The sequence below is a fragment of the Streptococcus sanguinis genome (assembly GCF_003943655.1).
Lineage (GTDB): Bacteria > Bacillota > Bacilli > Lactobacillales > Streptococcaceae > Streptococcus > Streptococcus sanguinis_F.
Genome location: NZ_RJMM01000004.1, coordinates 52,300 through 75,039, shown reverse-complemented (window position 1 = coordinate 75,039; position 22,740 = coordinate 52,300). Strand labels below are relative to the sequence as shown.

The following is a 22,740-nucleotide window of genomic DNA, read 5'->3' as shown; positions in this document are numbered from 1 at the left end:
CCCACCCTAAAGCAGTGGGAAAAAGATAGATGGTCTTGCGAGCATCGCTCACTGCGACCATCTCCTATTTTCCCTTTGCTTTTGACGGGTTTGGTATCTTAACTATGTCTATTCATATTTCTGCTAAGCCAGGTGAAATTGCGGATAAAATCCTTCTTCCGGGGGATCCACTTCGGGCCAAATTTATTGCGGAGAATTTCCTAGAAGATGCTGTTTGCTTCAATGAAGTCCGTAACATGTTTGGTTATACAGGTACTTACAAAGGCGAGCGTGTTTCTGTTATGGGGACAGGGATGGGAATGCCGTCTATCTCTATCTATGCGCGTGAGCTGATTGTTGATTACGGTATGAAAAAGTTGATTCGTGTGGGAACTGCTGGATCACTGAATGCTGATGTGCATGTCCGTGAATTAGTACTGGCTCAGGCGGCTGCAACTAACTCTAACATTATCCGTAATGACTGGCCACAGTATGATTTTCCGCAAATCGCTAGCTTTGATTTGTTAGATAAGGCCTATCATATCGCCAAAGATCTCGGTATGACGACGCACGTTGGAAACGTCTTGTCGTCTGATGTCTTTTACTCAAACTACTTTGAAAAGAATATCGAGCTTGGTAAGTGGGGGGTTAAGGCAGTTGAAATGGAAGCGGCAGCTCTTTACTATTTGGCTGCTCAACACCATGTGGCTGCTCTTGCTATCATGACTATTTCTGACAGCTTAGTCAATCCAGAAGAAGACACGACTGCAGAAGAACGTCAAAATACCTTCACCGATATGATGAAGGTTGGTTTGGAAACCTTGATTGCAGAAGCATGAAAGTAGATGTCAAAGAAGCCATTCTCTTTGCTATTTCCCGCTATGACTATGCTTATGCTCATAAACTAGCTGAGAGAGCAGGAAGTGGTGTCCAGTCTGACTTGGTCCGTCTTCTTGGCGCTTTAGCGGAGCGAAGAGAACTCAACATCCAATCTATGATGAATCTAAAGTTGGAAATCACTGGGTCTGTCCTAGCTGATTTTCAGCTTTTTTGCCATGAAGATGAAGCGGATGAGCAGCTGGTCAATTACCTTTATGACCTTGAAGCTAAGCTAAGGAATGAGCAGCTGATTGATTTTATCCGAGCTGTCAGTCCGGCTATTTATTGGATTTTTATGCGGTTGATTCGCATGCAAATACCAGATATTGAGAGCTATATTCATAATTCGCGAGGGGCTAGTTACGACCGATGGAAGTTTGAAAAGATGCGAAATTCTGATAATCCTGACTTGCAAAATTTTCATGCGGAAAGCACGGTTAATTCTTCTAGTTTGACGGAGCTGATTTTGCAGTTGAATTTGCCCGAATCTGTCAAAGAGTCGGCACGGCAGCTAAGAGAGTTAGAAAAGTCAGTCCGCAATCCGTTGGCTCACCTTATCAAGCCTTTCGATGAGGAAGAATTGCACAGGACGACAGGTTTCTCATCTCAGCACTTTTTGGAACTTCTGGTTGATTTGGCGCAGGAGACAGGCATAGTTTACCAGAGGGAACCTTTTTACTTTGACCGAGCGAATGAGCTCATAGAAAGTCTCTTATAAGGGGTAGCAGGATGGATAAGATTGCAAGGTTGCAAGAATTGATAGAACAAAGTCAAAATATCGTCTTTTTCGGTGGTGCGGGTGTTTCGACTGAGTCCAATATTCCAGACTTCCGCAGTTCAGATGGGATATACAGCGTCAAGCTGGGACGGCATTTTACAGCAGAGCAGCTGGTTTCTCACACTATGTTTGAGCGCTATCCGCAGGAGTTTTTCGACTTCTACAAGAAGTACCTGCTCTATCCGGATGCTAAGCCCAATGCTGCTCATGTCTACTTGGCAGACTTGGAGAAAGCAGGTAAGCTCAAGGCTGTGGTGACTCAAAATATCGATAGTTTGCATGAAATGGCCGGTTCGAAAAAGGTTCTCAAATTACATGGCAGTGCGGATAGAAATTACTGTCTGAATTGTAAGCGATTCTATAATTTGGACGGCTTTCTGGCTCTGCACGGTACCATTCCTCGCTGCCTTGACTGTGGAGGTATTGTCAAGCCAGATGTGACACTCTATGAAGAACCGCTAGATATGGAAGTTTTCCAGCAGGCTGCCCAGGCTATCCAGCAAGCAGACCTGCTGATAATTGGTGGAACATCCTTAGTTGTCTATCCCGCAGCCAGCCTCATCCAGTACTTTTCAGGTAAGCATCTGGTCGTCATCAACAAAACCAGCATCCCTCAAGACAGTCAAGCGGACCTTGTTATTGAGGGCAAGATAGGAGAAGTGTTGGGGAAGTTGAAACAATAGAAAAAACACCTGAAAAAGCTTTTTCAGGTGTTTTTTCAGTTTATTTATCAAACTTCACTTCCTCAATCAGATACTCAATGAAGCGTTCTCCCATTTTGGATAGGCTGGCTTTTTCGTGCTGGATGTAGACCAGTTCAATCGGATCATCAATGTCCAGTGGGATTGACACGATATTATCTCCGTTGAGGTTGCTATTGAGAATACCGGTTGCAATCGTGTAGCCATCCAGACCGATCAAAAGGTTAAAGAGGGTCGCACGGTCGCTGACCACGATAGATTTTTTATGGTGTTCCTGAGAGAGAATTTCCTCTGAAAAGTAGAAAGAGTTGTGGGTCCCTTGGTCGTAGCTGAGGTAAGGGAAGTTTTCTAAGTCAGATAATTGAACCAGTTTTTTCTTGGCCAGCGGATTGGACTTGCTGACAAAGATATGGGGTTGAGCTGTGAAGAGATGAGTGGCAATCAGATGATTGTCATCCAGCATCTTGGATAGGACATCGCGGTTGTAGCTATTGAGAAAGAGGACGCCGATTTCGCTGCGGAAGTTTTTTACGTCGTCAATGATCTCCCAAGTTCGAGTTTCCCGCAGAAAGAGCTCGTATTTCTCCATATCGCTTTTTTTAAGCAAGGACACGAAGGCATTGACCACAAAGGCATAGTGCTGGGCTGAAACGCTGAAAAGCTCGCGGTGGGCGACAGGGTTTTTGTATCTCTCCTCTAGAAGCTGAGTCTGCTCAACTACCTGACGGGCATAAGAAAGAAACTCCATGCCGTCCTTGGTCAAGGTAATTCCTTTGGGATTGCGAATGAAAATCTCGATGCCCATTTCATTTTCCAAATCTCGCACAGCATTGGACAAGCTAGGCTGAGTAATGAAAAGCTGCTTAGCAGCTTCGTTCATACTGCCAGTCTCGACGATTTTGATAATATAGTGTAACTGTTGAATTCTCATAGGATTATTTTATCACAAACTGGGGATTTTTTCCTGATAAATCAATGAAAGCTAGCATGTTTTTATAATTGAATTTATTAAAATGGACAGATGATAAAAGAAATTCTATTGGATATAGTGACATTTTTAAAGTTTATTCTTATCAGAATTATAGAGAGATTTTATCAAGTCTTTTATAATGAAACAGGTTTTGCAATTTCAAGTTATTCGTGATATGATGATTTTTAGACTGTAAAAGGAGTAGTTATGAAGAGAAAAGAGGATTCTTTTGAAGATATTGCTTTTGAGTTAGAGAAGGAGACTTCTAAGTCTAAGTTCTTACCATTCGTTCTATTAGCCATTATTGGCTTTTCTATCATTGGAGCAGTATTTTTAATGCTTTCCATACCGGAAAAAGCTAAATCTAAGCAACCGGTGAGCCAGTCAAGTCAGATTATTTCACCATCAAAAGAATTAGAGGATAAGGAGACTGAAGTAAAAAAATTCGCTGAAAGTCTTACAGTTTCTCCAGAAAAAAGTGGTCCCTTTCTTTGGACGGTTGACAAGGCAGTTTCTCTACACATGGACAAAGATAAAGGCGGAGCCGTCTTGGAAGATGTTTTAAAAGAATTTGGAAGACCTGTTGAAGCTGGTTCATGGATCCACTTATTACCAAATCATGAAGTCCGAAACTATATTAGTCTTTTCTGGAAAGATAAAAACGGTAATATAGGCAATGTATCTTTAATATTTGCTGAATTTGATGGTGTCTATAAGCTCACCTCAAAGTTCTTTAATCTTTCAAGTAATGCAATTAAGGTGGATAAAAATCCTAATAGAGACTTTTTTTGGACGAAAGAATATATAGATAGTCTTGTTATTGGTGCTAGAGAAGGTACTGACAAAGGTACGGATTATGATGAGATTGTTTCAAATGTTGGTTTGCCTTTTTATCAAATAATTTCAGGAGAAAACAATCAACTTAAGTTAAGGATTACTTATAATAATCCAAAGGGTTGGAAAGAACGTAATAAATTACAGACTGTTATTCTAGAATTCTACAACCAAGAAGATGGAACATGGCGTTTAGTTTCTAAACAAAGCCAGTAAACTAAATAAGAAAGAGGAGACAAACTTGAGAAAGAATAGCAAGAAAAAACATGATTCCAATTCATTTAGAGATATAAAAAAGGAACTTTATAGACAACAAAAGATAAAAAGAGAAGAACTCAGCATGATGGCCATACAAGAGAAGAAAAAAAGGACTAACTTGGCCTTTATTCTTCTTTGTTTAACCATATCATTTACTTTATTCTTTGGCTTCTATTATTTATCACTAAAGGTTCCTAACAAGGACAATGCTAAACACAAAGAAGATAAGACAGTCTCGTCAGTTAGTAAAGAAAGCTCTACTACTCAGCAAGATGAACCTGAGTTAGAAATGGACAAGAAACAGAAGGAACTTAAAAATAAACTTGTGGTAGAAGATGAAAAAAAGTTTGCTTTTAAATGGACATTAGACAATTTTGTAGAACTCAAAATAGCAAAAGTTGGGGGGTGGAAGAATAATCCGACTTTGGAAGAAGTTATTACGAAATACGGTAAGGGTTCAAATGTGAGTTTTACCGAAAATGGATTGACACTAACTTATAAGACAAGGGTGATGGATATAGAAAAAAACAGCTTATCTGATCATCCTCAGGAGATAAGACTAGGTTTTTTTGATCCCGATTCCAATGGCAAGGAGTACTATTTGATAACTAAATCGGCATTGTTCTTGGACGATAGTCGCTATCCAGTGGCTGCCAAAGAGGAGTTTGTCTTTAACTGGAAGCCAGAAGATATCGATACATTGATATTGGGCGATAGGCAGCGAGGTAAAGGTGGTATGACTTATCAAGAAGTTGTTGAACGTTTTGGATTACCCTCTTACAGTAATATTCATGGGAATGATACAGATTTTGACCCCTTATCATTGAGCATACAGTATATTAATATACGAAAATCAGATACTGAACGAAAAAGTGATAGAGTAGCCTTGATTTTCAGAAGACAGGAGGATGGAAGCTTTTGTCTTGCAGATGTAAAAAGTGAATTTGACAAGGACTGGTAAAGCTTTGATTAGTATGAGCTATGAAAATTCTGATATTTTTATGCCTTGACATTCCTCATCTCTAACGATATAATGTTTACAATTTAACCTTTAATCAAGTCCAGTGAGGCTGCAAGGTAGGAAAAACGGTATAAGAGGCAGTTGGCTGCCTTGTTTTTTGCGAAACCTTGCTGCGGCGAGGTTTTTTCTTGTAGAAAGTGAGGTTGTCATGGTTAGTGACAGTTGCAAAAAGAGATTTGGAAAGATTATGCTGGAGCAGATGGAGCTGCTGGAGCAAGTAGAGATTGCGCCTAATATTTTTTCTATGCTACTAAAGGGCCAAATGGTCGCTCAGATGCAGGCTGGGCAGTTTTTACATATTCGAGTACCAGATGACAGCAAGCTTTTGCGCCGGCCTATCTCAATCGCAGAGATTGACCGAGACAATCTGACTTGTCGCATCATTTATCGGATAGAAGGCGGCGGGACGGCTATTTTTTCTCAACTGCCAGTTGGATCTTTTCTTGATGTTATGGGGCCTCAGGGCAATGGCTTTGACTTGAGCCCTGTAAGGTCAGGTGACCACGCTTTGATTATCGGTGGTGGGATTGGTGTCCCTCCTCTGCTTGAGGTTGCTAAAGAGTTGCATGCCAAGGGAGCTCAAGTGACAGCTGTACTGGGATTTGCTGACAAATCTGCTGTCATTTTGGAAGCAGAAATGAAAAAATACGCCGAAGTCATTGTTACGACGAATAATGGTTCTTATGGTCGCAAAGGCTATGTATCAGCAGTTGTGGATGAGTTGTCCCAAGACTATGCGGCTGTCTATTCCTGTGGAGCGCCAGCCATGCTCCTGTATGTCGATCGTAAGTTTCAGGACCATCCGCATGCTTATCTCTCCATGGAGTCTCGTATGGCTTGTGGTATGGGTGCCTGCTATGCCTGCGTCGTTCATGTGGCTGGTCAGGACGAGTCGGTCAATAAGCGCGTTTGTGAAGACGGTCCGGTCTTTGAGACGGGCACGATTATTGTTTAGGAGGGGAAAGAATGAGTGACCAACGTTTAAGAGTTTCTTTGCCAGGCTTGGACCTGAAAAATCCAATTATTCCAGCATCTGGCTGTTTTGGTTTCGGACAGGAATATGCCAAATACTATGACCTAGACTTGCTAGGCTCCATCATGATAAAGGCTACGACTTTAGACCCCCGCTTTGGCAATCCCACTCCGCGGGTTGCAGAAACGCCAGCTGGGATGCTTAATGCCATTGGCCTGCAAAATCCAGGTGTTGAGGCTGTTCTAGCTGAAAAACTGCCCTGGCTGGAAAAGCATTATCCCAACCTGCCAATCATAGCTAATGTAGCAGGCTTTTCTAATCAAGAGTATGCAACAGTGGCTGGGAAAATTTCTCAAGCCCCCAATGTCAAGGCTATCGAGCTCAATATCTCTTGCCCTAATGTTGACCATGGAAATGCTGGACTATTGATTGGCCAAGTTCCAGAGTTGGCTTACGAAGCAACCAAGGCAGCAGTAGATACTTCTGCTGTACCTGTCTATGTCAAATTAACTCCGAGCGTAGCAGACATTACTCAGGTAGCCAAGGCTGTTGAAGACGCTGGTGCTGCTGGTTTTACCATGATTAACACCTTAGTAGGTATGCGATTTAACTTGAAGTCGCGCAAGCCTATTATCGCTAATGGCACTGGTGGCATGTCTGGTCCGGCCGTCTTTCCTGTAGCGCTCAAGCTAATCCGTCAAGTGGCGCAAGCAAGCAAACTTCCTATTATTGGTATGGGGGGAGTTGATTCGGCGGAGGCTGCTCTGGAGATGTTTATAGCAGGTGCTTCAGCTATTGGAGTGGGAACTGCCAATTTCACAAATCCATATGTCTGCCCGACCATCATTGAAGACTTGCCAAAGGTTATGGATAAATACGGTATCGAAAGTCTTGAAAGCTTACGAAAAGAAGTTCGAGAGAATTTGCTTTAAAGTTACATTTTTACTTGACAATCCTGCTGTGAAATTATAGAATGAACTAAATATAACCTTTAAAGAAGTCCAGAGAGGCTACTAAGGTGCATACGTTTGAATGGCAGATACTGCCACATTTTCGTGTAACCTTGCTCTCGGGCAAGGTTTTTTCTATGTCTCTGAGCCTAACCTGAAGGTTGGTTTTGAGATATAAATGCCTAATGGACTTTTTTGAAGATAATAATTTAAAAGGAGATTTTCCCCTCATGCGTGAAGAACGGCCTATTATCGCCCTCGACTTTCCATCTTTTGACGATGTCAAAGATTTCTTGGAGCATTTTCCGGAAGATGAAAAACTCTATGTCAAAATCGGCATGGAATTCTTCTATGCCATCGGTCCAGAAATCGTTCATTATCTGAAAGGTCTTGGACACAGCATTTTCTTGGATCTGAAACTGCACGATATTCCCAATACGGTGCGCTCAGCCATGTCTGTCTTAGGAACTTTTGGTATCGACATGGTGACGGTCCATGCAGCAGGCGGTGTGGAAATGATGAGCGAGGCCAAGAAGGTCTTGGGGGATAAGGCTAAGTTGGTTGCGGTGACCCAGCTGACCTCGACCAGCGAGGAAGATATGCGTGATTGCCAAAATATCCAGACCACGGTCCAGGAGTCTGTTGTCAATTACGCTCGGAAGGCTAAGGAAGCCGGTTTGGATGGTGTGGTTTGCTCAGCTCAAGAAGTGGAACTGATTAAGGCGGCTACTGCCGAAGGCTTCCTTTGTGTGACACCAGGTATTCGACCAGCTGGAGCGGAAATCGGCGACCAAAAGCGGGTCATGACTCCGCAGGAAGCTCATCAAATCGGCAGTGATTATATTGTAGTCGGCCGTCCGATTATCCAAGCTGAAAATCCTTGGGATGCTTACCATGAGATCAAGAAGCAGTGGAATAGCTAGACAATAACAAGAAATTCGAATTAAATCGTTCATCGAATTAACAGCATCAAAAACATTCAAATTTATAAGGAGCAAAAAATGACTTTAGCAAAAGAGATTGCGCGTGATTTATTGAAAATCAAAGCAGTGTATTTGAAGCCAGAAGAGCCTTTTACATGGGCGTCGGGCATCAAGTCACCTATATATACAGATAACCGTGTGACCTTGGCTTATCCAGAAACTCGGACCTTGATTGAAGATGGTTTCGTCGAAAAGATTCGGGCGGAATTTCCAGATGTAGAAGTCATTGCTGGAACTGCGACAGCAGGTATTCCTCACGGAGCTATTATTGCAGATAAGATGAACCTGCCATTTGCCTATATCCGCAGCAAACCAAAAGATCACGGAGCGGGCAATCAAATCGAAGGTCGCGTAGCACCAGGGCAAAAAATGGTAGTCATTGAGGACTTAATCTCGACGGGAGGTTCGGTCTTGGATGCTATCGCTGCCGCTAAACGTGAAGGTGCGGATGTGGTTGGAGCAGCGGCTATCTTTACCTATGAGCTGCCAAAGGCAGAAAAGAACTTCAATGAAGCGGGTGTCAAATTGGTGACCCTTTCTAACTACACTGAGCTAATCACTCTGGCTGAAGCAGAGGGGTATGTCAGTCCTGAGGGCTTGGCCTTGCTTGAGAAATTTAAGCATGACCAAGAAAATTGGCAGGCCTAGACCGAATAGAAATAAAATGATCTGACTCTTATTCAGGTCATTTTTCAGTAAAACGTCCTTGTCTTGCCTTTAAAAATGGCTTAAAATCTCGGTGTTTGGTATAATAGAGCTATGTCTAAGATTTATCATCTATCCTTTTCGATATTACAGAAAGTGATGCTGATTACGGCTGTTCACTGGTTTCTGATTGCCGTCTGGCATGTTGCAGAGCTGAATAGTATAGCTATGATTGCTTTTGCTGGCTTGGCTTATCTGGCCTATCGCTATCGGCATTTGCTAGAAAAAGCTTATCATTGGCTGATGAAGCATAAACTTCTTATTATGTTAGCTGTCTTTATTTTTCAGCTGATTATGCTCTTTTCGGCAGAACTTTTGATTAGGCGGGATGCAGCAGTAGTCTTTACAGGAGCATTCAAAACTCTGAAAGAAAGCTCCATTTCCAGCTATCTGACCCGCAACCCTAACAATGTCTCACTATTTCTCTACGAGCGTTTTTTCTTTAATGTATTTGGGGAATCTGGTCTATGGGTCATGCAGGCCTTGAATATTCTTTATACTAACGTGACGGCCTTGATTCTCTATAAGGGCTGCCAAAAGTATTTTTCACAAAAGACTGCAGATGCTGTATTTAGTCTTTATGTGCTTTTACTGGGCTTTTCTCCTTATTTCTTTTCAATGTATACGGACATTCCGCCTCTGCCTTTCATTAGTCTGCAGATTTTCCTAGTTCTGGGATTGCTGAGAGGAGAGGAGAACAGTAGACAGCTGGTTTGGCGCAGTATTTTGCTTGGGCTAATGACTAGTCTGGCTTTCTTCTTTAGACCGACAGTAATGATTCTGCTGATAGCTGTCTTCGGAGTCCTCTTTTTCAAAAAGAACTGGAACAAGTTTTTTCTGACACTAGTCGTTTTTGCTTGCAGTTTTGCGATTAGCTATGCCCCGCTGCATTACTGGTCCAAGCACCAGACGGAAGTGCCGATTATGGAGGGAGAGGGCTTGGCAAAAGGCCCATTGCTCTTTATTAATTTGGGTCTGACCTTCAATGGCCACAATCAGGAAGATATGAAAGAAGGGCTCTTGCAGTATATTGAGCCTGACAAGCAGTATGACTATAACAATGGCATGTTTGCCAAGGAATATGTTATCAAGGAAATCAAGCGGCGCTTAAGTGAATATAATCCTTTTACTTTAGCTCACCATCTCTTCCATAAGCAGTCTCTGACTGTAGCTGAAGGAGATTTGGGCTGGCTCTACCGCAGTGTCGAAAATGAAAAGACACCTTATATATCGCCCTTTTACAAAGATACGAAGAATAATCCCTTTACTCAGTTTGTCCGTGACTTCTTCTTGAATACTGACAAATCAGAATTTGTCTATTTCTCGCTGTCCAAGCAGGTGGTTTGGATTGTCATGGCAGCAGGACTTGTCTTTGCCCTTTGGAAATATCGCTCCAGTGATGAGATGAATTTTCTAACCTTAGCTGTTTTTGGCGGCCTGCTCTTTTTGCAGATTTTCGAGGGAGGAAAGACGAGATACCTGATTCAGTTTTTGCCACAGATTCTGATTCTGTCCGCCCTAGGATTAGCCCAATACCCTCAATATATAGGGAAGTTTCGCTTTTGGACTAGAAAGAAGGAATCTTTGAAATGAAAAGACCTGTTCCTATCTATGAACCGCTTTATAGCTTGAAGCCCATTGCTGAGAATATCTGGATTGTCGACGGTGATTTGATTGAGATGGATGCGGTGCTGACAAATCTCCCCTTTTCAACCCGCATGACTGTCATCAAGTTAGCAAATGGCCAGCTCTGGTGCCATTCACCAATCCAGCCAAATCAAGACTTGTTTGACCAGTTGGACGCTTTGGGACCAGTCGCAGACCTCGTTTCACCTAATAAGATTCACTATGCTTATATAGCTGACTGGAAGAAGCATTATCCTGAGGCAATTGCTTGGTCTAGCCCAGGAGTTGAGGAGAGAGCAGCCAAGCAGAAAATCCCGGTCTCTTTTGATGAAAAGCTGACGGATGAGGCTCCTGAAGCTTGGGCAGACCAGATAGATCAGTTGGTTTTCAAGGGAAGTCCTTATATTGAAGAAGTTGTCTTTTTTCACAAGAATAGTCAAACCTTAATTTTGACGGATTTGATTGAGAATTTTGAAACAGATCGTTTTCCGAGTTCGCTTCGCAGCAAGGCTTATAAATTAGTTCGAGTTGCAGCTCCGGACGGTCAGACACCTATTGACTACCGTATGACTTTTATTGGTCATCAAAAAGAAGCCAAAGAATGTCTAGAGCAGATGCTGGCTTGGCAACCGGAAAAAATCATACTAGCCCATGGTTCTTGTTTTCTGGAAAATGGCAGAGCAGAACTAAGAAGAGCGCTTAGGTGGATTAGGTAAGAGAATTTTATCGAAGGAAATGAGAGGAGACATATATGCAACATTCAGCTTGGCACGCTTTGATTAAGGAGCAGCTGCCGGAAGGTTATTTTGCAAAAATCAATCATTTTTTAGACGAAGTGTATGCTTCAGGGACCATTTACCCACCTCGGGAAAAGGTATTTAATGCGATTCAGACGACAGATTTAGCAGATGTTAAGGTGGTTATTTTGGGGCAGGACCCCTACCACGGACCTAGACAGGCACAGGGCTTGAGTTTTTCGGTACCTGATGACATTCCAGCTCCGCCTTCTTTGCAGAATATTCTTAAAGAACTGGCAGACGATATCGGAGTGAAGGAGTCGCATGATTTGACTTCATGGGCTAAGCAAGGGGTTCTCTTGCTCAATGCTGGTCTGACAGTGCCTGCTGGCCAGGCTAATGCGCATGCCGGCTTAATCTGGGAGCCTTTTACAGATGCTATTATCAAGGTAGTTAATGAGAAGAGCGATCCAGTTGTCTTTATCCTATGGGGTTCTTACGCCCGCAAGAAAAAAGCCTTGATTAGCAATTCCCAACATTTGATAATCGAGTCAGCTCACCCAAGTCCGCTGTCTGCTTACCGTGGTTTCTTTGGCAGCAAACCTTTTTCACGTACCAATGATTTCTTAGTGGCTAAGGGCTTGGAGCCTATTGATTGGTTAGCTTAGGAGGTAGTATGGTTCAGTTAGCAACGATTTGTTATATCGATAATGGCCGGGAGTTTCTTATGTTGCACCGCAACAAAAAGCCCAATGATGTTCATGCTGGGAAGTGGATTGGTGTCGGTGGCAAGCTAGAGCGAGGAGAGACTCCGCAGGAATGTGCTGCACGCGAGATTCTAGAGGAAACAGGTCTAAAGGCCAAGCCTGTCCTCAAAGGCGTTATCACTTTTCCAGAGTTTACTCCTAATTTGGACTGGTACACCTATGTCTTCAAGGTGACTGAGTTTGAGGGTGAACTGATTGAATGCAACGAAGGGACTTTGGAATGGGTGCCCTATGACCAGGTTTTATCTAAACCAACCTGGGAAGGCGATCATACTTTTGTTGAGTGGCTTTTAGAAGACAAGCCTTTCTTTTCTGCAAAGTTTGTTTATGACGGAGATAAGCTATTGGATACGCAGGTGGACTTTTACGAATAAGGAGATAAGACGATGCTATTAATCAAAAACGGACGAGTTATGGATCCTAAGACTGGTTTTGACCAAATTACTGACCTATTGGTCGAGGGGAAGAAAATTGTCAAAATCGGTCAAGATTTGCAGGTGGAAGGAGCAACAGTTATTGATGCCAGTGGTTTGGTTGTGGCTCCTGGTTTGGTGGATATACACGTCCATTTCAGGGAGCCGGGCCAGACTCATAAGGAAGATATTCATACGGGGGCCTTGGCAGCAGCAGCAGGTGGCTTTACGACTGTTGTTATGATGGCCAATACCAATCCGACCATCTCTACGGTTGAAACCCTGAAAGAAGTACTGGAGTCGGCTAGTCGTGAAAATATCCATATCAAGTCGATTGCAACAATTACAGAGAATTTTGATGGGCAGCATCTGACAGATTTCCAAGGTCTCTTGGCAGCAGGTGCAGTAGGTTTTTCTGATGACGGTATTCCGCTGACCAACGCTGGCATTGTCCGCAAGGCTCTCGTAGAAGCGCGTAAAAATAACACCTTTATCAGCTTGCATGAGGAAGATCCTAATCTCAACGGCATACTTGGTTTCAATGAGCATATTGCCAAAGAGCATTTTCATATCTGCGGAGCGACAGGTGTGGCAGAATACAGCATGATTGCCCGCGATGTCATGATTGCTTATGATGCAAAGGCTCATGTACATATCCAGCATTTGTCCAAGGCTGAGAGTGTAAAGGTTGTGGAATTCGCTCAGAAGCTAGGCGCTCAAGTCACTGCTGAAGCAGCACCTCAGCACTTCTCTAAGACAGAAGCACTGCTATTGACCAAGGGTAGCAATGCCAAGATGAATCCACCTCTGCGCTTAGAATCGGACCGGCTAGCGGTTATCGAGGGGCTCAAATCTGGTGTCATTTCTGTCATTGCAACGGACCATGCTCCACATCATGCTGATGAGAAGAGTGTGGCCGATATCACTCAGGCGCCTTCTGGCATGACTGGTCTTGAGACTTCGCTTTCTCTGGGACTGACCTACCTAGTTGAGGCTGGTCATCTGAGCTTGATGGAACTTTTAGAGAAAATGACTCTTAATCCAGCTCAGTTGTATGGTTTTGATGCTGGCTTCATCGCTCAGGACGGCCCAGCCGATTTGACTATATTTGACCCAGAAGCAGATAGACTTGTGACTGATCATTTTGCCTCCAAGGCGGCCAATTCACCTTTCGTTGGCGAAAAGCTTAAAGGCCAAGTGAAGTTTACCATCTGTGATGGGGAAGTTGTTTTTGAGGGATAATATAGTTCAGACTCTGATGAATTTCAGAGTCTTTTTAAATTATAAAAAGAAAAGTTTCTAGAATTTTTCTGAAAAACCGAATGTTTGTTGAAATTGTAGTGGTTTAGTTCCTTTTTGAGCCAAAAAGATGTATAATATAACAAAATACTAAAGAGGAGTGTTCGTTATATGAAGAAGAAATTTTTCATCTTACCTGTTCTATCAACAGTGCTTTTGGCACCTGCTTTTTTGGCGCATCAAGTCTCTGCGGAAGAGGCTCAGGCTAGTCCAGAGCCGGCAACGACTGAGTTGACCAATCAGCCAGCTGCTGTGGAAGCATCTGCAGCGCAACCAACTGCTCCAGCAGCTTCAGCAGAAGAAAAGCCAGCAGATAGTCAGAATGTAGCTGCTCCGGCAGGTCCAGCTGCGACAGAAGCCGCTGCAGCACCGGCCCAATCTGAAAATCTACCAGAGGCTACGATTCTCCATACCAACGATGTGCATGGTCGCATCGTAGAGGAAAAAGGTGTTATCGGTGATGCTAAGCTGGCTACTGTTATCAAGGAAGAGCGCGCTAAAAATCCTAAAGTACTAGTTGTGGATGCGGGTGATGCTTTCCAAGGGCTGCCAATTTCCAATAGCTCAAAAGGGGAAGAACGAGCGAAAATCCTCAATGAAATTGGCTATGATGCTATGGCAGTCGGTAACCATGAGTTTGACTTTGGTCTGGATGAGGCAAAGAAATACAAGGAAATTCTTAAATTCCCACTTCTCAGTTCTAACACTTACGCCAATAATGCTCGAGTTTTCCAAGCATCTACCATTGTGGACAAGGACCCAGCGGTTGAGGGAGATGAGTTTGTAGTCATCGGTGTGACAACACCAGAAACTGCTACAAAAACTCACCCTAAAAACGTCCAAGGTGTGACCTTCACTGATCCAATCACAGAGGTTAATCGGGTTATTGATGAAATTGAAGCACGCGCAGCGGCAGAAGGAAAGAACTACAAAAACTATGTTGTTCTAGCTCACTTGGGTGTTGACACGACAACTCCGACAGAGTGGCGCGGCTCAACCTTGGCTGAAGCTCTTTCGAAAAATCCTAAGCTCAAAGGTAAGCGTGTAACCGTTATTGACGGTCACTCCCACACAGTAGAGTCTACGACTTATGGTGATAATGTTACTTACAACCAGACCGGTAGCTATCTACACAATATCGGAAAAGTGACTTTCAAGGTCAATCAACTTCTGGGAAATCCTCAGCAAATCCCTGCTGAAACAGCTAAAAAAGTCGCTCCAGACCCAGTTGTGGCAGACATGGTCAGCAAGATTAAAGCCAGGTACGACGCAGATAATGCCAAAGTTATCGTAGCGAATAGCCCAGTAGAGCTTAATGGAGACCGTGAAAATGTCCGCGTTCGCGAAACCAATTTGGGTAATGTGGTCGCAGATGCTCTCTATGATTATGGTCAAACTGGCTTTGCCAATAAAACAGACTTAGCTGTTACTAACGGAGGCGGCCTACGCGAAACTATTGCCAAAGACAAACCAATCACCAAGGGAGATGTCATCGCTGTCTTGCCTTTTGGAAACACTATTTCACAAATTAAGGTAACCGGTCAAAATATCGCAGATATGTTTGCCAAATCTCTGGGCTCTATTCTTCAGGAGAAAGATGGCAAGCCTGTGCTGGATGAGAACGGACAACCCTTGCTAGAACCGAGTGGTGGTTACCTGCAAATCTCTGGAGCTAAAGTCTACTATGACACCACTCTTCCAGCCAATCAGCGTGTCCTCCACATCGAGATTAAGAACAAAGAAACTGGTGTTTATGAGCCTCTTGATCCAAATAAGACCTACTATCTGACAACAAATGACTTCTTGGCTGCTGGTGGTGACGGCTATACCATGCTGGGTGGCCCTCGCGAGGAAGGACCATCTATGGATGTGGCCTTCGCAGACTATTTGGCAAAAGCTGATTTGACAGCCTATGCGGTTATCAATCCAAACTCACGCGCTATCTCTATTTCATCCGCTAAGGATACAGACGGTGATGGCTACACAGATATTGAAGAAATCAAGCAAGGAACGGATCCGGCTAATGCAGCTTCCTACCCAGCTGGTGCCAAAGCAGCCGATCCTGGAAAACAGGCAGCTCCACTGGTTAATACTCCAAAACAAACCAAGCAAGTAGCCGTTCATGTTGCCAAGGCCTTCATTAAGGAACCTGCAGCTAAAGAACTGCCACAGACAGGTAGCGAATCAGCAGTTTCCCTGAGTCTAGTTGGTATGGTTTTAGGATTCTTAGGATTGGCAGGAATCAAGAAAAGTCATAAAGAAGACTAGATAGAAGACACAATAAAACGGAAGTTGTTCACTTCCGTTTTATTTCTTAGTCTCAGGATTTTGATGTGTGATATTCAAGCCCCAAGGGATTAAGTTTTCTTTTTTCTGTTTGATACGTTGGATATTGTCCTTGTGCCGGAGGATAATAATCAGGGCCAGCGCAATGATAATCAGAGTGAAGAAGAAGTCATAGCTGGGCAGTATAAAGCCAACTAGAGGAAAGAGCAGCGCCGACAGGATGGCGATGACTGCTGAGAGCACACTTGCCAGAGAAATCATACTTCCCACATAAAGGATGCTGGTAAAGATGACAATCAGATAGACAAAGAAGGCTGGTGAGAAGCCCAGAACAACCCCTGCACTAGTTGCCACAGCCTTGCCGCCCTTAAAGCCAGCAAAGATAGGAAAAGTATGGCCTATTACAGCCAAGAGGCCAAAGACAAGCGGCGAAACTCCCTCAATATGCAAAAAGAAAGGCAGCAGGGTCGCTGCAGTTCCTTTGAGAAAGTCGATAGCAAAAGTAGCCGTCCCAGCCGTCTTTCCCAAAATACGGAAAGTATTGGTTGTTCCGGTATTGCCGCTGCCGTATTCTCTCAGGTTCTTTTTAAAGAAAATTTGCCCAATCCAAAGTCCGGTCGGAATAGAGCCCAGTAAGTATGCTAGTATTAATCCAATTATCGTGTTCATCATGATTTTATTATACCATTATTTCGCTTTCTTACAATAGAAAAGAATAGAATTTATAGCAGGAAATGTCTACTCGGATATTGGATTGTTCTTCGTTTGAAATCAGTCCTCATCAGCATTATTTTCAAAAAAATCTTTGCAATATTTGCCAAAAACTTGTAAGATAGAAAAGATGAATCATTAGGAGGTTCTTGTGGCAAAAAAGGAAATCAATATTAACAATTATAATGACGATGCCATTCAGGTATTAGAAGGGTTGGATGCGGTCCGCAAACGCCCGGGGATGTATATCGGATCGACCGACGGAGCGGGACTCCACCATCTGGTCTGGGAAATTGTGGACAATGCTGTCGATGAAGCCCTGTCAGGCTTTGGCGACCGGATCGATGTGACGATTAACAAAGACGGAAGTCTGACTGTCGCAGACCACGGACGCGGGATGCCAGTCGGCAAGCATGCTATGGGTATTCCTACGGTTGAGGTCATCTTCACCGTTCTCCACGCCGGCGGTAAGTTCGGCCAAGGTGGTTATAAGACCTCAGGCGGTCTACACGGTGTAGGGTCCTCTGTTGTCAATGCCCTGTCTAGCTGGCTGGAAGTGGAAATCACACGGGATGGAACTGTTTACAAGCAGCGCTTTGAAAATGGCGGAAAACCAGTCACTACGCTCAAGAAAATCGGGACTGCACCTAAGTCCAAGTCTGGGACCAAAGTGACCTTCATGCCGGACGATACGATTTTTTCAACGACTGACTTCAAGTACAACACTATTGCTGAGCGGCTTAAGGAATCAGCCTTCCTGCTCAAGAATGTCCGCCTGTCCCTGACCGATGCGCGGACTGGCGAAGAAGTAGAATTCCACTATGAGAATGGTGTTGAAGACTTTGTCAGCTATCTCAATGAAGACAAGGAAACCCTGACTCCTGTCCTCTATTTTGAGGGCGAGGAGAGCGGCTTCCAAGTTCAGGTGGCTCTCCAGTACAACGATGGCTACGCCGATAATATCCTGTCCTTTGTCAATAACGTCCGCACCAAGGACGGCGGTACCCACGAGACGGGGCTCAAGACCGCAATTACAAAGGCCATGAACGACTATGCCAGAAAGACGGGTCTGCTCAAGGAAAAGGACAAGAATCTGGAAGGTTCGGACTACCGCGAGGGGCTGGCTGCTGTCCTGTCCATCCTGGTCCCTGAGGCGCACCTGCAGTTTGAAGGTCAGACCAAGGACAAGCTGGGCAGTCCTTTGGCTCGTCCGGCCGTGGACTCTATCGTCTCTGACAAGCTGACTTTCTTCCTCTTGGAAAATGGCGAATTGGCATCTAACCTCATCCGCAAGGCCATCAAGGCCAGAGATGCCAGGGAAGCGGCCCGCAAGGCGCGTGACGAAAGCCGGAATGGCAAGAAGAATAAAAAAGACAAGGGCTTGCTCTCTGGTAAGCTGACCCCAGCCCAGTCCAAGAACCCAGCCAAGAACGAACTCTATCTGGTCGAGGGAGACTCTGCCGGTGGCTCTGCCAAGCAAGGTCGTGACCGTAAGTTCCAAGCCATCCTGCCCCTGCGTGGTAAGGTTATTAATACTGCCAAGGCTAAGATGGCTGACATTCTCAAGAACGAAGAAATCAACACCATGATCTACACGATTGGAGCGGGTGTTGGTACAGACTTTACCCTTGAGGATGCCAACTATGACAAGATCATCATCATGACTGATGCGGACACCGACGGTGCCCATATCCAGACCTTACTGCTGACCTTTTTCTATCGCTATATGCGTCCGCTGGTCGAGGCTGGCCGCGTCTATATCGCCCTGCCGCCTCTCTATAAGATGTCCAAGGGCAAGGGCAAGAGCGAAGTTGTCGAGTATGCCTGGACTGATGGCGAGCTGGATGACCTGCGCCGCAAGTTTGGCAAAGGTGCCATGCTTCAGCGCTACAAGGGGCTCGGTGAAATGAACGCCGACCAACTCTGGGAGACTACCATGAATCCCGACACTCGCACTCTCATCCGTGTCACCATCGAAGACCTGGCCCGCGCTGAACGCCGTGTCAATGTCCTCATGGGCGACAAGGTCGAACCACGCCGCAAGTGGATTGAGGATAATGTCAAGTTTACTTTGGAGGAGAGTACTGTTTTCTGATGGTTAGAAAAAATTATTTTGAAATCTTAGATGGTATGAATTTTAACCCGAGCACGGAATTTGATAATCTCTGTATTTTGTTATCGAATGGATTGTTAGAGGAACTAAATCATAAATTTCTTAATTATCAAAATCGTAGAACTTTTATAGATTTTGATGAGTTCTTAAAGTTTTGCTTATCTCAAGCGGATAATGAATTAGAAAAACTTTTTATTTTTGCTGAGCTTTTAAATGATATGTTGTCGATTATAAACCCGAATCATCCCTTTTTAAGGGATGATGTGTATGCTGTTAGAGAAAATATCAACAGAGTTCTAGATTTATCGAATCATAAGTTTCTTACTTTAGAAAGTGGTCGTCAAATCATCGTTGAAAAGAACATTTACGCTTCTGAAGCTTCTCAGATTATCTCTGAAACTAGTATTCAAAAAGCTATTAAGGTTCTTGAATATAACCACTTTGCCAATAAAGGGAATATTCAGCGTAAGAAAGAAATACTTATTTCTTTAGCGAACTACCTTGAGCCATTAAGAAAAGAACTGAATAATTCTGAGGAATTAAAGGAGGTGTTCAAGGTTAATAATCAAAAGATTATTGCGTTTGAGAAGCTTTTTGAAATGTATAATAATTTTGGTTTAAGACATAACAATGCTAAACAATATCATCTTGATATGACTAATGATAAACTAGAACAATGGTACGATAATATCTACACTTCATCCTTGTTTGTTATTCTAAGCTTGGATGAAGCTAGAATTTTATCAGAATTAACGTTTTTAAGAGAAGAATGACTCAATCCCACATCTGAAATTACCTTTCCCAGCTCTAAAACAAGAAATCCCACATGAAGAATTTCTTATCTAGCAGCAAAAAACCAGATCACACATGTGTGATTTGCATTTTTAGAGCAAAAGCCGAACATTTACATGTATTCCGAGCGGTTTTGGAGTAAAAGATAAAAAAACACATGAAGAAAGAGGAGTTTTATGAAAAAAGAATATGGAATCACTAGTTTAACTGTACGCAATTTGGAAAACAACGAATTTTTCCAGCTCATGTCAGAGAGTCGGAGCGAGGTTGCGGCATTTATCAAGGAAAATAAGGTGGACGGCATTTACACGACCAAGCTGGATGAGATGGACAAACTTCTGGAACAGCTGCAGGGCGGTCTTCATCAAACCAAGTCCAGCAAGCTAGTGGCTAGTCTGGATCAGGCTGACCGCGAGCGTGATGATGCTTTGGTCACGCTCCAGTCTTTAGTTCGGGCCTTTGCGCGGGTCAAGGACGCAGCGATCAAGGAAGCTTATGAGGCCCTGTCTCAGCTCCTGAAGAACTACACCGGTCTAGCTGCAACTAGCTTGGAAAAGGAGACCGAGGGCATCAACCACCTACTCCAAGAGCTGAAGAAACCGGCCTACCATACAGCACTGGCTAAGCTTCATCTGGAAGCCCATGTCGACAGTCTGGCTGCTGCTCAGAAGGCCTTTGAAAAGGTCTACAAGGAGCGACTGACTGAGCTCAAGGGCAAGACACCGAGCCAGAATAAGACCGTACGTCTCAGGCTGCAAGAAATCTATGATTTTCTAGTGGATTTCACTGCAATCATTGCCTACGCTTATCCTGAAAGAACTCACGTGGTCAATCTTCGCGACCACCTCAACACTATCCGCAGCCGCTACAAAAAACGCAAACCATCTAAGAAGGTGAAAGAAGAAGTGACGGAGAGTAACTAGAATATAACTAAATTTGAGATGAAAAATTGTTAGTAGTCGCATCGGATTTGAAAGGAGTAGAAAATGATAATCAGACCTGCAAGCACAAATGATTTTCAAGCTATTTACGCCCTTTATCAAACTGAAAAATGGATGTCTTTTACAGAGGAAAAAGTGACATCACTATTTTCAACAAATCTGTCTCATTACGTGGTAGTTGAAGAGAACCAGAAAATCCTTGGTTTTGCCCGCTACTTGACAGATGAAGTCATGACGACCTTTTTAGCTGAGATTATCATTGATAAATCCTATCGCGGAAAAGGATTGGGACAGCAGCTGATTGAGGAGATCCACAAAAAATATCCTTTGACACGGATTGAACTCATATCTGAAGTAGATGGATTTTATCAGACAGTAGGTTTTAAGCCTGTTGGTACAGGATTTAGAAAATCTGAATGAGAGGAGCAAGTCAATGACGCTTGACAATAAACTGGGTCTGACGGATTCGCTTGAATTAGCCAAGATGGAAGAAAAAATCAGCAAGCCCTCACAAAGGACATTCATAACCGCAACCTCTACATGAAGGGCGTTGACCATAGTTATTACTATGAAGGCTATAGCCTATATAAAGCTGAGGAGTTGTGAGGTAAGAAAGTTTGCAGAGGAGTGATTAGATGACAATGCTTGAAACAGACCGTCTCATTTTACGGGACTTGCAGGAATCTGATTTGCCGGCTTTGATTGCTATGAATCAAGATTCGGAGGTCATGCAGTATTTCCCGAAGCCATATAGTCAAGCGGAGTCCTTGCGCCTTTATCAGGGCATTCAAGATGAAGTTACGGCTTATGGCTACAGTCTTTGGGCTGTTGAAGAAAAGGACAGTCAGGAGTTTGTCGGCTTGGTAGGTCTGCACCATTCGGATTTACGGATTTTTGCTGGAAAAGAAACTGTAGAAATCGGCTGGCGTCTGCGAAAAGAGTTTTGGAATCGTGGTTATGCGACGGAGGCTGCCCAAGCCTGTCTAGACTTTGCTTTTCAGCAAGCTGGCTTGTCAGAAGTTTACTCTTTTACATCCTTACTCAATCTCCCTTCGCAAAATGTCATGCAAAAGCTAGGCATGGAATTTGTCAAAGAATTTGATAATGAAAAAGTTCCAGCAGATAGTCCCCTTTATAGACATGTCCTCTACAGAATCAAGAGTTTTCACTAAGAAGGTAGGTATTCCCATGAGATCTGAAACCGAGATGTTTGATGTGATTTTGCAAACCGCAAAAGTGCTACAGGTTGACGCTGTCGCCATGTCCGGTTCGCGGACAAACCCAAATGCTCCCAAGGACGAGTTCCAAGACTATGATGTGGTCTACATTGTGGAGGATTTGGATGATCTGGTGGCTGACCTTGCTTGGTTGGAAGGATTTGGCAAGCGCATGATTGAGCAGCATGTCCTACTAGGCCATCGCCGCCTCTATCTCATGCTCTTTGAAGATGGCAATCGGATAGATTTGACCCTTTGCCCCAAGGAGCACATCAAAGAGTGGGTGGATAGCGAAGCGGATTTCACGGTGCTGGATGATCCACAGGGGCTCTTCGATCCTTATGTACCAGCACCCAAGCGCTACTGGACGGCACCAGCCAGTGCAACTGACTTTGACAAATCTTGCAATGAATTCTGGTGGGTCTCAGCTTATGTAGTCAAGGGCATTCATCGAAACCACCTTGTCTATGCGACGGATCATCTGTATGGAATCTGCCAGCAAGAATTGCTCAAACTTTTAGCTTGGCAAGTAGCAGCAGATAAGGGAACGGTTGATGTTGGCAAGAACTACAAGTACCTCTTTCAGTATTTGCCTGCTGAGAAAGAGAAAGAATTTACTGCCTTGCTTGACTTTTCTGACCAGAAAAAAATCACCAAGTCTCTCTTAGCTACCATGGACTTTTTCCACAAAGAAGCACAAGCTTTCTCTCTCAAAACCGGCTTCTGCTATGACAAAGCAACCGCAGAGAAGATGATTGAGTATGCTAAAGAGAGGGTTAGCTTCTAGTTATTATTAAAAAGAAAAAT

The 22,740-nt window shown here is 43.7% G+C and carries 23 protein-coding genes and 1 pseudogene; 22 read left to right on the top strand and 2 right to left on the bottom strand.

The window, feature by feature from the left end:
* Window positions 1-104 precede the first annotated feature (104 nt).
* The 3 genes from deoD to D8886_RS03635 are packed head-to-tail and all read left to right on the top strand — an operon-like array spanning window position 105 to window position 2,319.
* Window positions 105-818, top strand: coding sequence for a purine-nucleoside phosphorylase (gene deoD / locus D8886_RS03645; protein WP_185761243.1), 714 nt, complete (start codon window positions 105-107; stop codon window positions 816-818).
* Entirely contained in the window at window positions 815-1,576 is a 762-nt protein-coding gene (locus D8886_RS03640) for a Gbs1250 family HEPN protein (protein WP_125434265.1), read from the top strand. The genes deoD and D8886_RS03640 overlap by 4 nt, the downstream gene beginning before the upstream one ends.
* An 11-nt stretch (window positions 1,577-1,587) precedes the next feature.
* Window positions 1,588-2,319, top strand: coding sequence for an NAD-dependent protein deacylase (locus D8886_RS03635; protein WP_125434264.1), 732 nt, complete (start codon window positions 1,588-1,590; stop codon window positions 2,317-2,319).
* A gap of 40 nt (window positions 2,320-2,359) precedes the next feature.
* Here D8886_RS03635 and D8886_RS03630 read toward each other — a convergent pair whose 3' ends face one another.
* Window positions 2,360-3,268 carry a LysR family transcriptional regulator gene (locus D8886_RS03630; protein ID WP_002897493.1) on the bottom strand — a complete coding sequence of 303 codons (909 nt, stop codon included), beginning with the start codon at window positions 3,266-3,268 and terminating at the stop codon, window positions 2,360-2,362.
* 246 nt (window positions 3,269-3,514) lie between these two features.
* Here D8886_RS03630 and D8886_RS03625 point away from each other — a divergent pair, with 246 nt between their 5' ends.
* From D8886_RS03625 to nt5e, 12 genes are all read left to right on the top strand, one after another.
* Entirely contained in the window at window positions 3,515-4,357 is an 843-nt protein-coding gene (locus D8886_RS03625; protein ID WP_125434263.1) for a hypothetical protein, read from the top strand.
* A 25-nt stretch (window positions 4,358-4,382) separates the two neighbouring features.
* Window positions 4,383-5,360 (top strand): hypothetical protein, encoded by a 978-nt coding sequence (locus tag D8886_RS03620; RefSeq protein ID WP_125434262.1) that lies wholly within the window; start codon window positions 4,383-4,385, stop codon window positions 5,358-5,360.
* A 208-nt stretch (window positions 5,361-5,568) separates the two neighbouring features.
* Window positions 5,569-6,375 carry a dihydroorotate dehydrogenase electron transfer subunit gene (locus D8886_RS03615; protein WP_125434261.1) on the top strand — a complete coding sequence of 269 codons (807 nt, stop codon included), beginning with the start codon at window positions 5,569-5,571 and terminating at the stop codon, window positions 6,373-6,375.
* An 11-nt stretch (window positions 6,376-6,386) separates the two neighbouring features.
* Window positions 6,387-7,325: a dihydroorotate dehydrogenase gene (locus tag D8886_RS03610; protein WP_125434260.1), complete on the top strand. Its 939-nt coding sequence runs from the start codon at window positions 6,387-6,389 to the stop codon at window positions 7,323-7,325.
* A gap of 248 nt (window positions 7,326-7,573) precedes the next feature.
* The gene (pyrF, locus tag D8886_RS03605; RefSeq protein WP_125434259.1) at window positions 7,574-8,266 is read left to right on the top strand and encodes an orotidine-5'-phosphate decarboxylase; all 693 of its coding nucleotides are present in this window, start codon (window positions 7,574-7,576) and stop codon (window positions 8,264-8,266) included.
* Between the two features lie 78 nt (window positions 8,267-8,344).
* Entirely contained in the window at window positions 8,345-8,974 is a 630-nt protein-coding gene (gene pyrE, locus D8886_RS03600; protein WP_125434258.1) for an orotate phosphoribosyltransferase, read from the top strand.
* Between the two features lie 111 nt (window positions 8,975-9,085).
* Window positions 9,086-10,624, top strand: coding sequence for a glycosyltransferase-like membrane protein (locus D8886_RS03595; protein ID WP_125434257.1), 1,539 nt, complete (start codon window positions 9,086-9,088; stop codon window positions 10,622-10,624).
* Entirely contained in the window at window positions 10,621-11,373 is a 753-nt protein-coding gene (locus D8886_RS03590) for a DUF4336 domain-containing protein (protein WP_125434256.1), read from the top strand. The genes D8886_RS03595 and D8886_RS03590 overlap by 4 nt, the downstream gene beginning before the upstream one ends.
* Window positions 11,374-11,408: 35 nt before the next feature.
* Entirely contained in the window at window positions 11,409-12,062 is a 654-nt protein-coding gene (locus tag D8886_RS03585; protein WP_002900283.1) for a uracil-DNA glycosylase, read from the top strand.
* Window positions 12,063-12,070: 8 nt separating this feature from the next.
* Complete coding sequence (locus D8886_RS03580; RefSeq protein ID WP_125434255.1) at window positions 12,071-12,535, top strand: NUDIX hydrolase; 465 nt, start codon at window positions 12,071-12,073, stop codon at window positions 12,533-12,535.
* A 12-nt stretch (window positions 12,536-12,547) separates the two neighbouring features.
* Window positions 12,548-13,816 carry a dihydroorotase gene (locus tag D8886_RS03575; protein ID WP_125434254.1) on the top strand — a complete coding sequence of 423 codons (1,269 nt, stop codon included), beginning with the start codon at window positions 12,548-12,550 and terminating at the stop codon, window positions 13,814-13,816.
* 168 nt (window positions 13,817-13,984) lie between these two features.
* Window positions 13,985-16,141, top strand: a complete 2,157-nt coding sequence (gene nt5e, locus D8886_RS03570) for a cell surface ecto-5'-nucleotidase Nt5e (RefSeq protein ID WP_125434253.1) — start codon at window positions 13,985-13,987, stop codon at window positions 16,139-16,141.
* Window positions 16,142-16,180: 39 nt separating this feature from the next.
* On the opposite strand, the gene plsY is transcribed toward nt5e, so the two are convergent.
* A complete protein-coding gene (plsY, locus tag D8886_RS03565) occupies window positions 16,181-16,831 on the bottom strand; it encodes a glycerol-3-phosphate 1-O-acyltransferase PlsY (RefSeq protein ID WP_125434252.1) in 651 nt (216 codons plus the stop codon).
* Between the two features lie 190 nt (window positions 16,832-17,021).
* On the opposite strand from plsY, the gene parE reads away from it, so the two are divergent.
* The 7 genes and pseudogenes from parE (at window position 17,022) to D8886_RS03525 (ending at window position 22,720) form a co-directional block, all read left to right on the top strand.
* Complete coding sequence (parE, locus tag D8886_RS03560) at window positions 17,022-18,965, top strand: DNA topoisomerase IV subunit B (protein ID WP_125434251.1); 1,944 nt, start codon at window positions 17,022-17,024, stop codon at window positions 18,963-18,965.
* A complete protein-coding gene (locus D8886_RS03555; protein ID WP_125434250.1) occupies window positions 18,965-19,756 on the top strand; it encodes a GAT domain-containing protein in 792 nt (263 codons plus the stop codon). Before parE ends, D8886_RS03555 begins: the two co-directional genes overlap by 1 nt.
* Before the next feature lie 195 nt (window positions 19,757-19,951).
* The gene (locus tag D8886_RS03550; protein ID WP_125434249.1) at window positions 19,952-20,698 is read left to right on the top strand and encodes a DUF6261 family protein; all 747 of its coding nucleotides are present in this window, start codon (window positions 19,952-19,954) and stop codon (window positions 20,696-20,698) included.
* 63 nt (window positions 20,699-20,761) lie between these two features.
* Window positions 20,762-21,136 (top strand): GNAT family N-acetyltransferase, encoded by a 375-nt coding sequence (locus D8886_RS03545; protein ID WP_125434248.1) that lies wholly within the window; start codon window positions 20,762-20,764, stop codon window positions 21,134-21,136.
* Between the two features lie 78 nt (window positions 21,137-21,214).
* A pseudogene (locus tag D8886_RS11775) lies at window positions 21,215-21,322 on the top strand (protein adenylyltransferase Fic); the annotation flags it as partial.
* A gap of 29 nt (window positions 21,323-21,351) precedes the next feature.
* Complete coding sequence (locus D8886_RS03530; protein ID WP_125434247.1) at window positions 21,352-21,888, top strand: GNAT family N-acetyltransferase; 537 nt, start codon at window positions 21,352-21,354, stop codon at window positions 21,886-21,888.
* Window positions 21,889-21,904: 16 nt separating this feature from the next.
* Window positions 21,905-22,720: an aminoglycoside 6-adenylyltransferase gene (locus D8886_RS03525; RefSeq protein ID WP_125434246.1), complete on the top strand. Its 816-nt coding sequence runs from the start codon at window positions 21,905-21,907 to the stop codon at window positions 22,718-22,720.
* Window positions 22,721-22,740 lie beyond the last annotated feature (20 nt).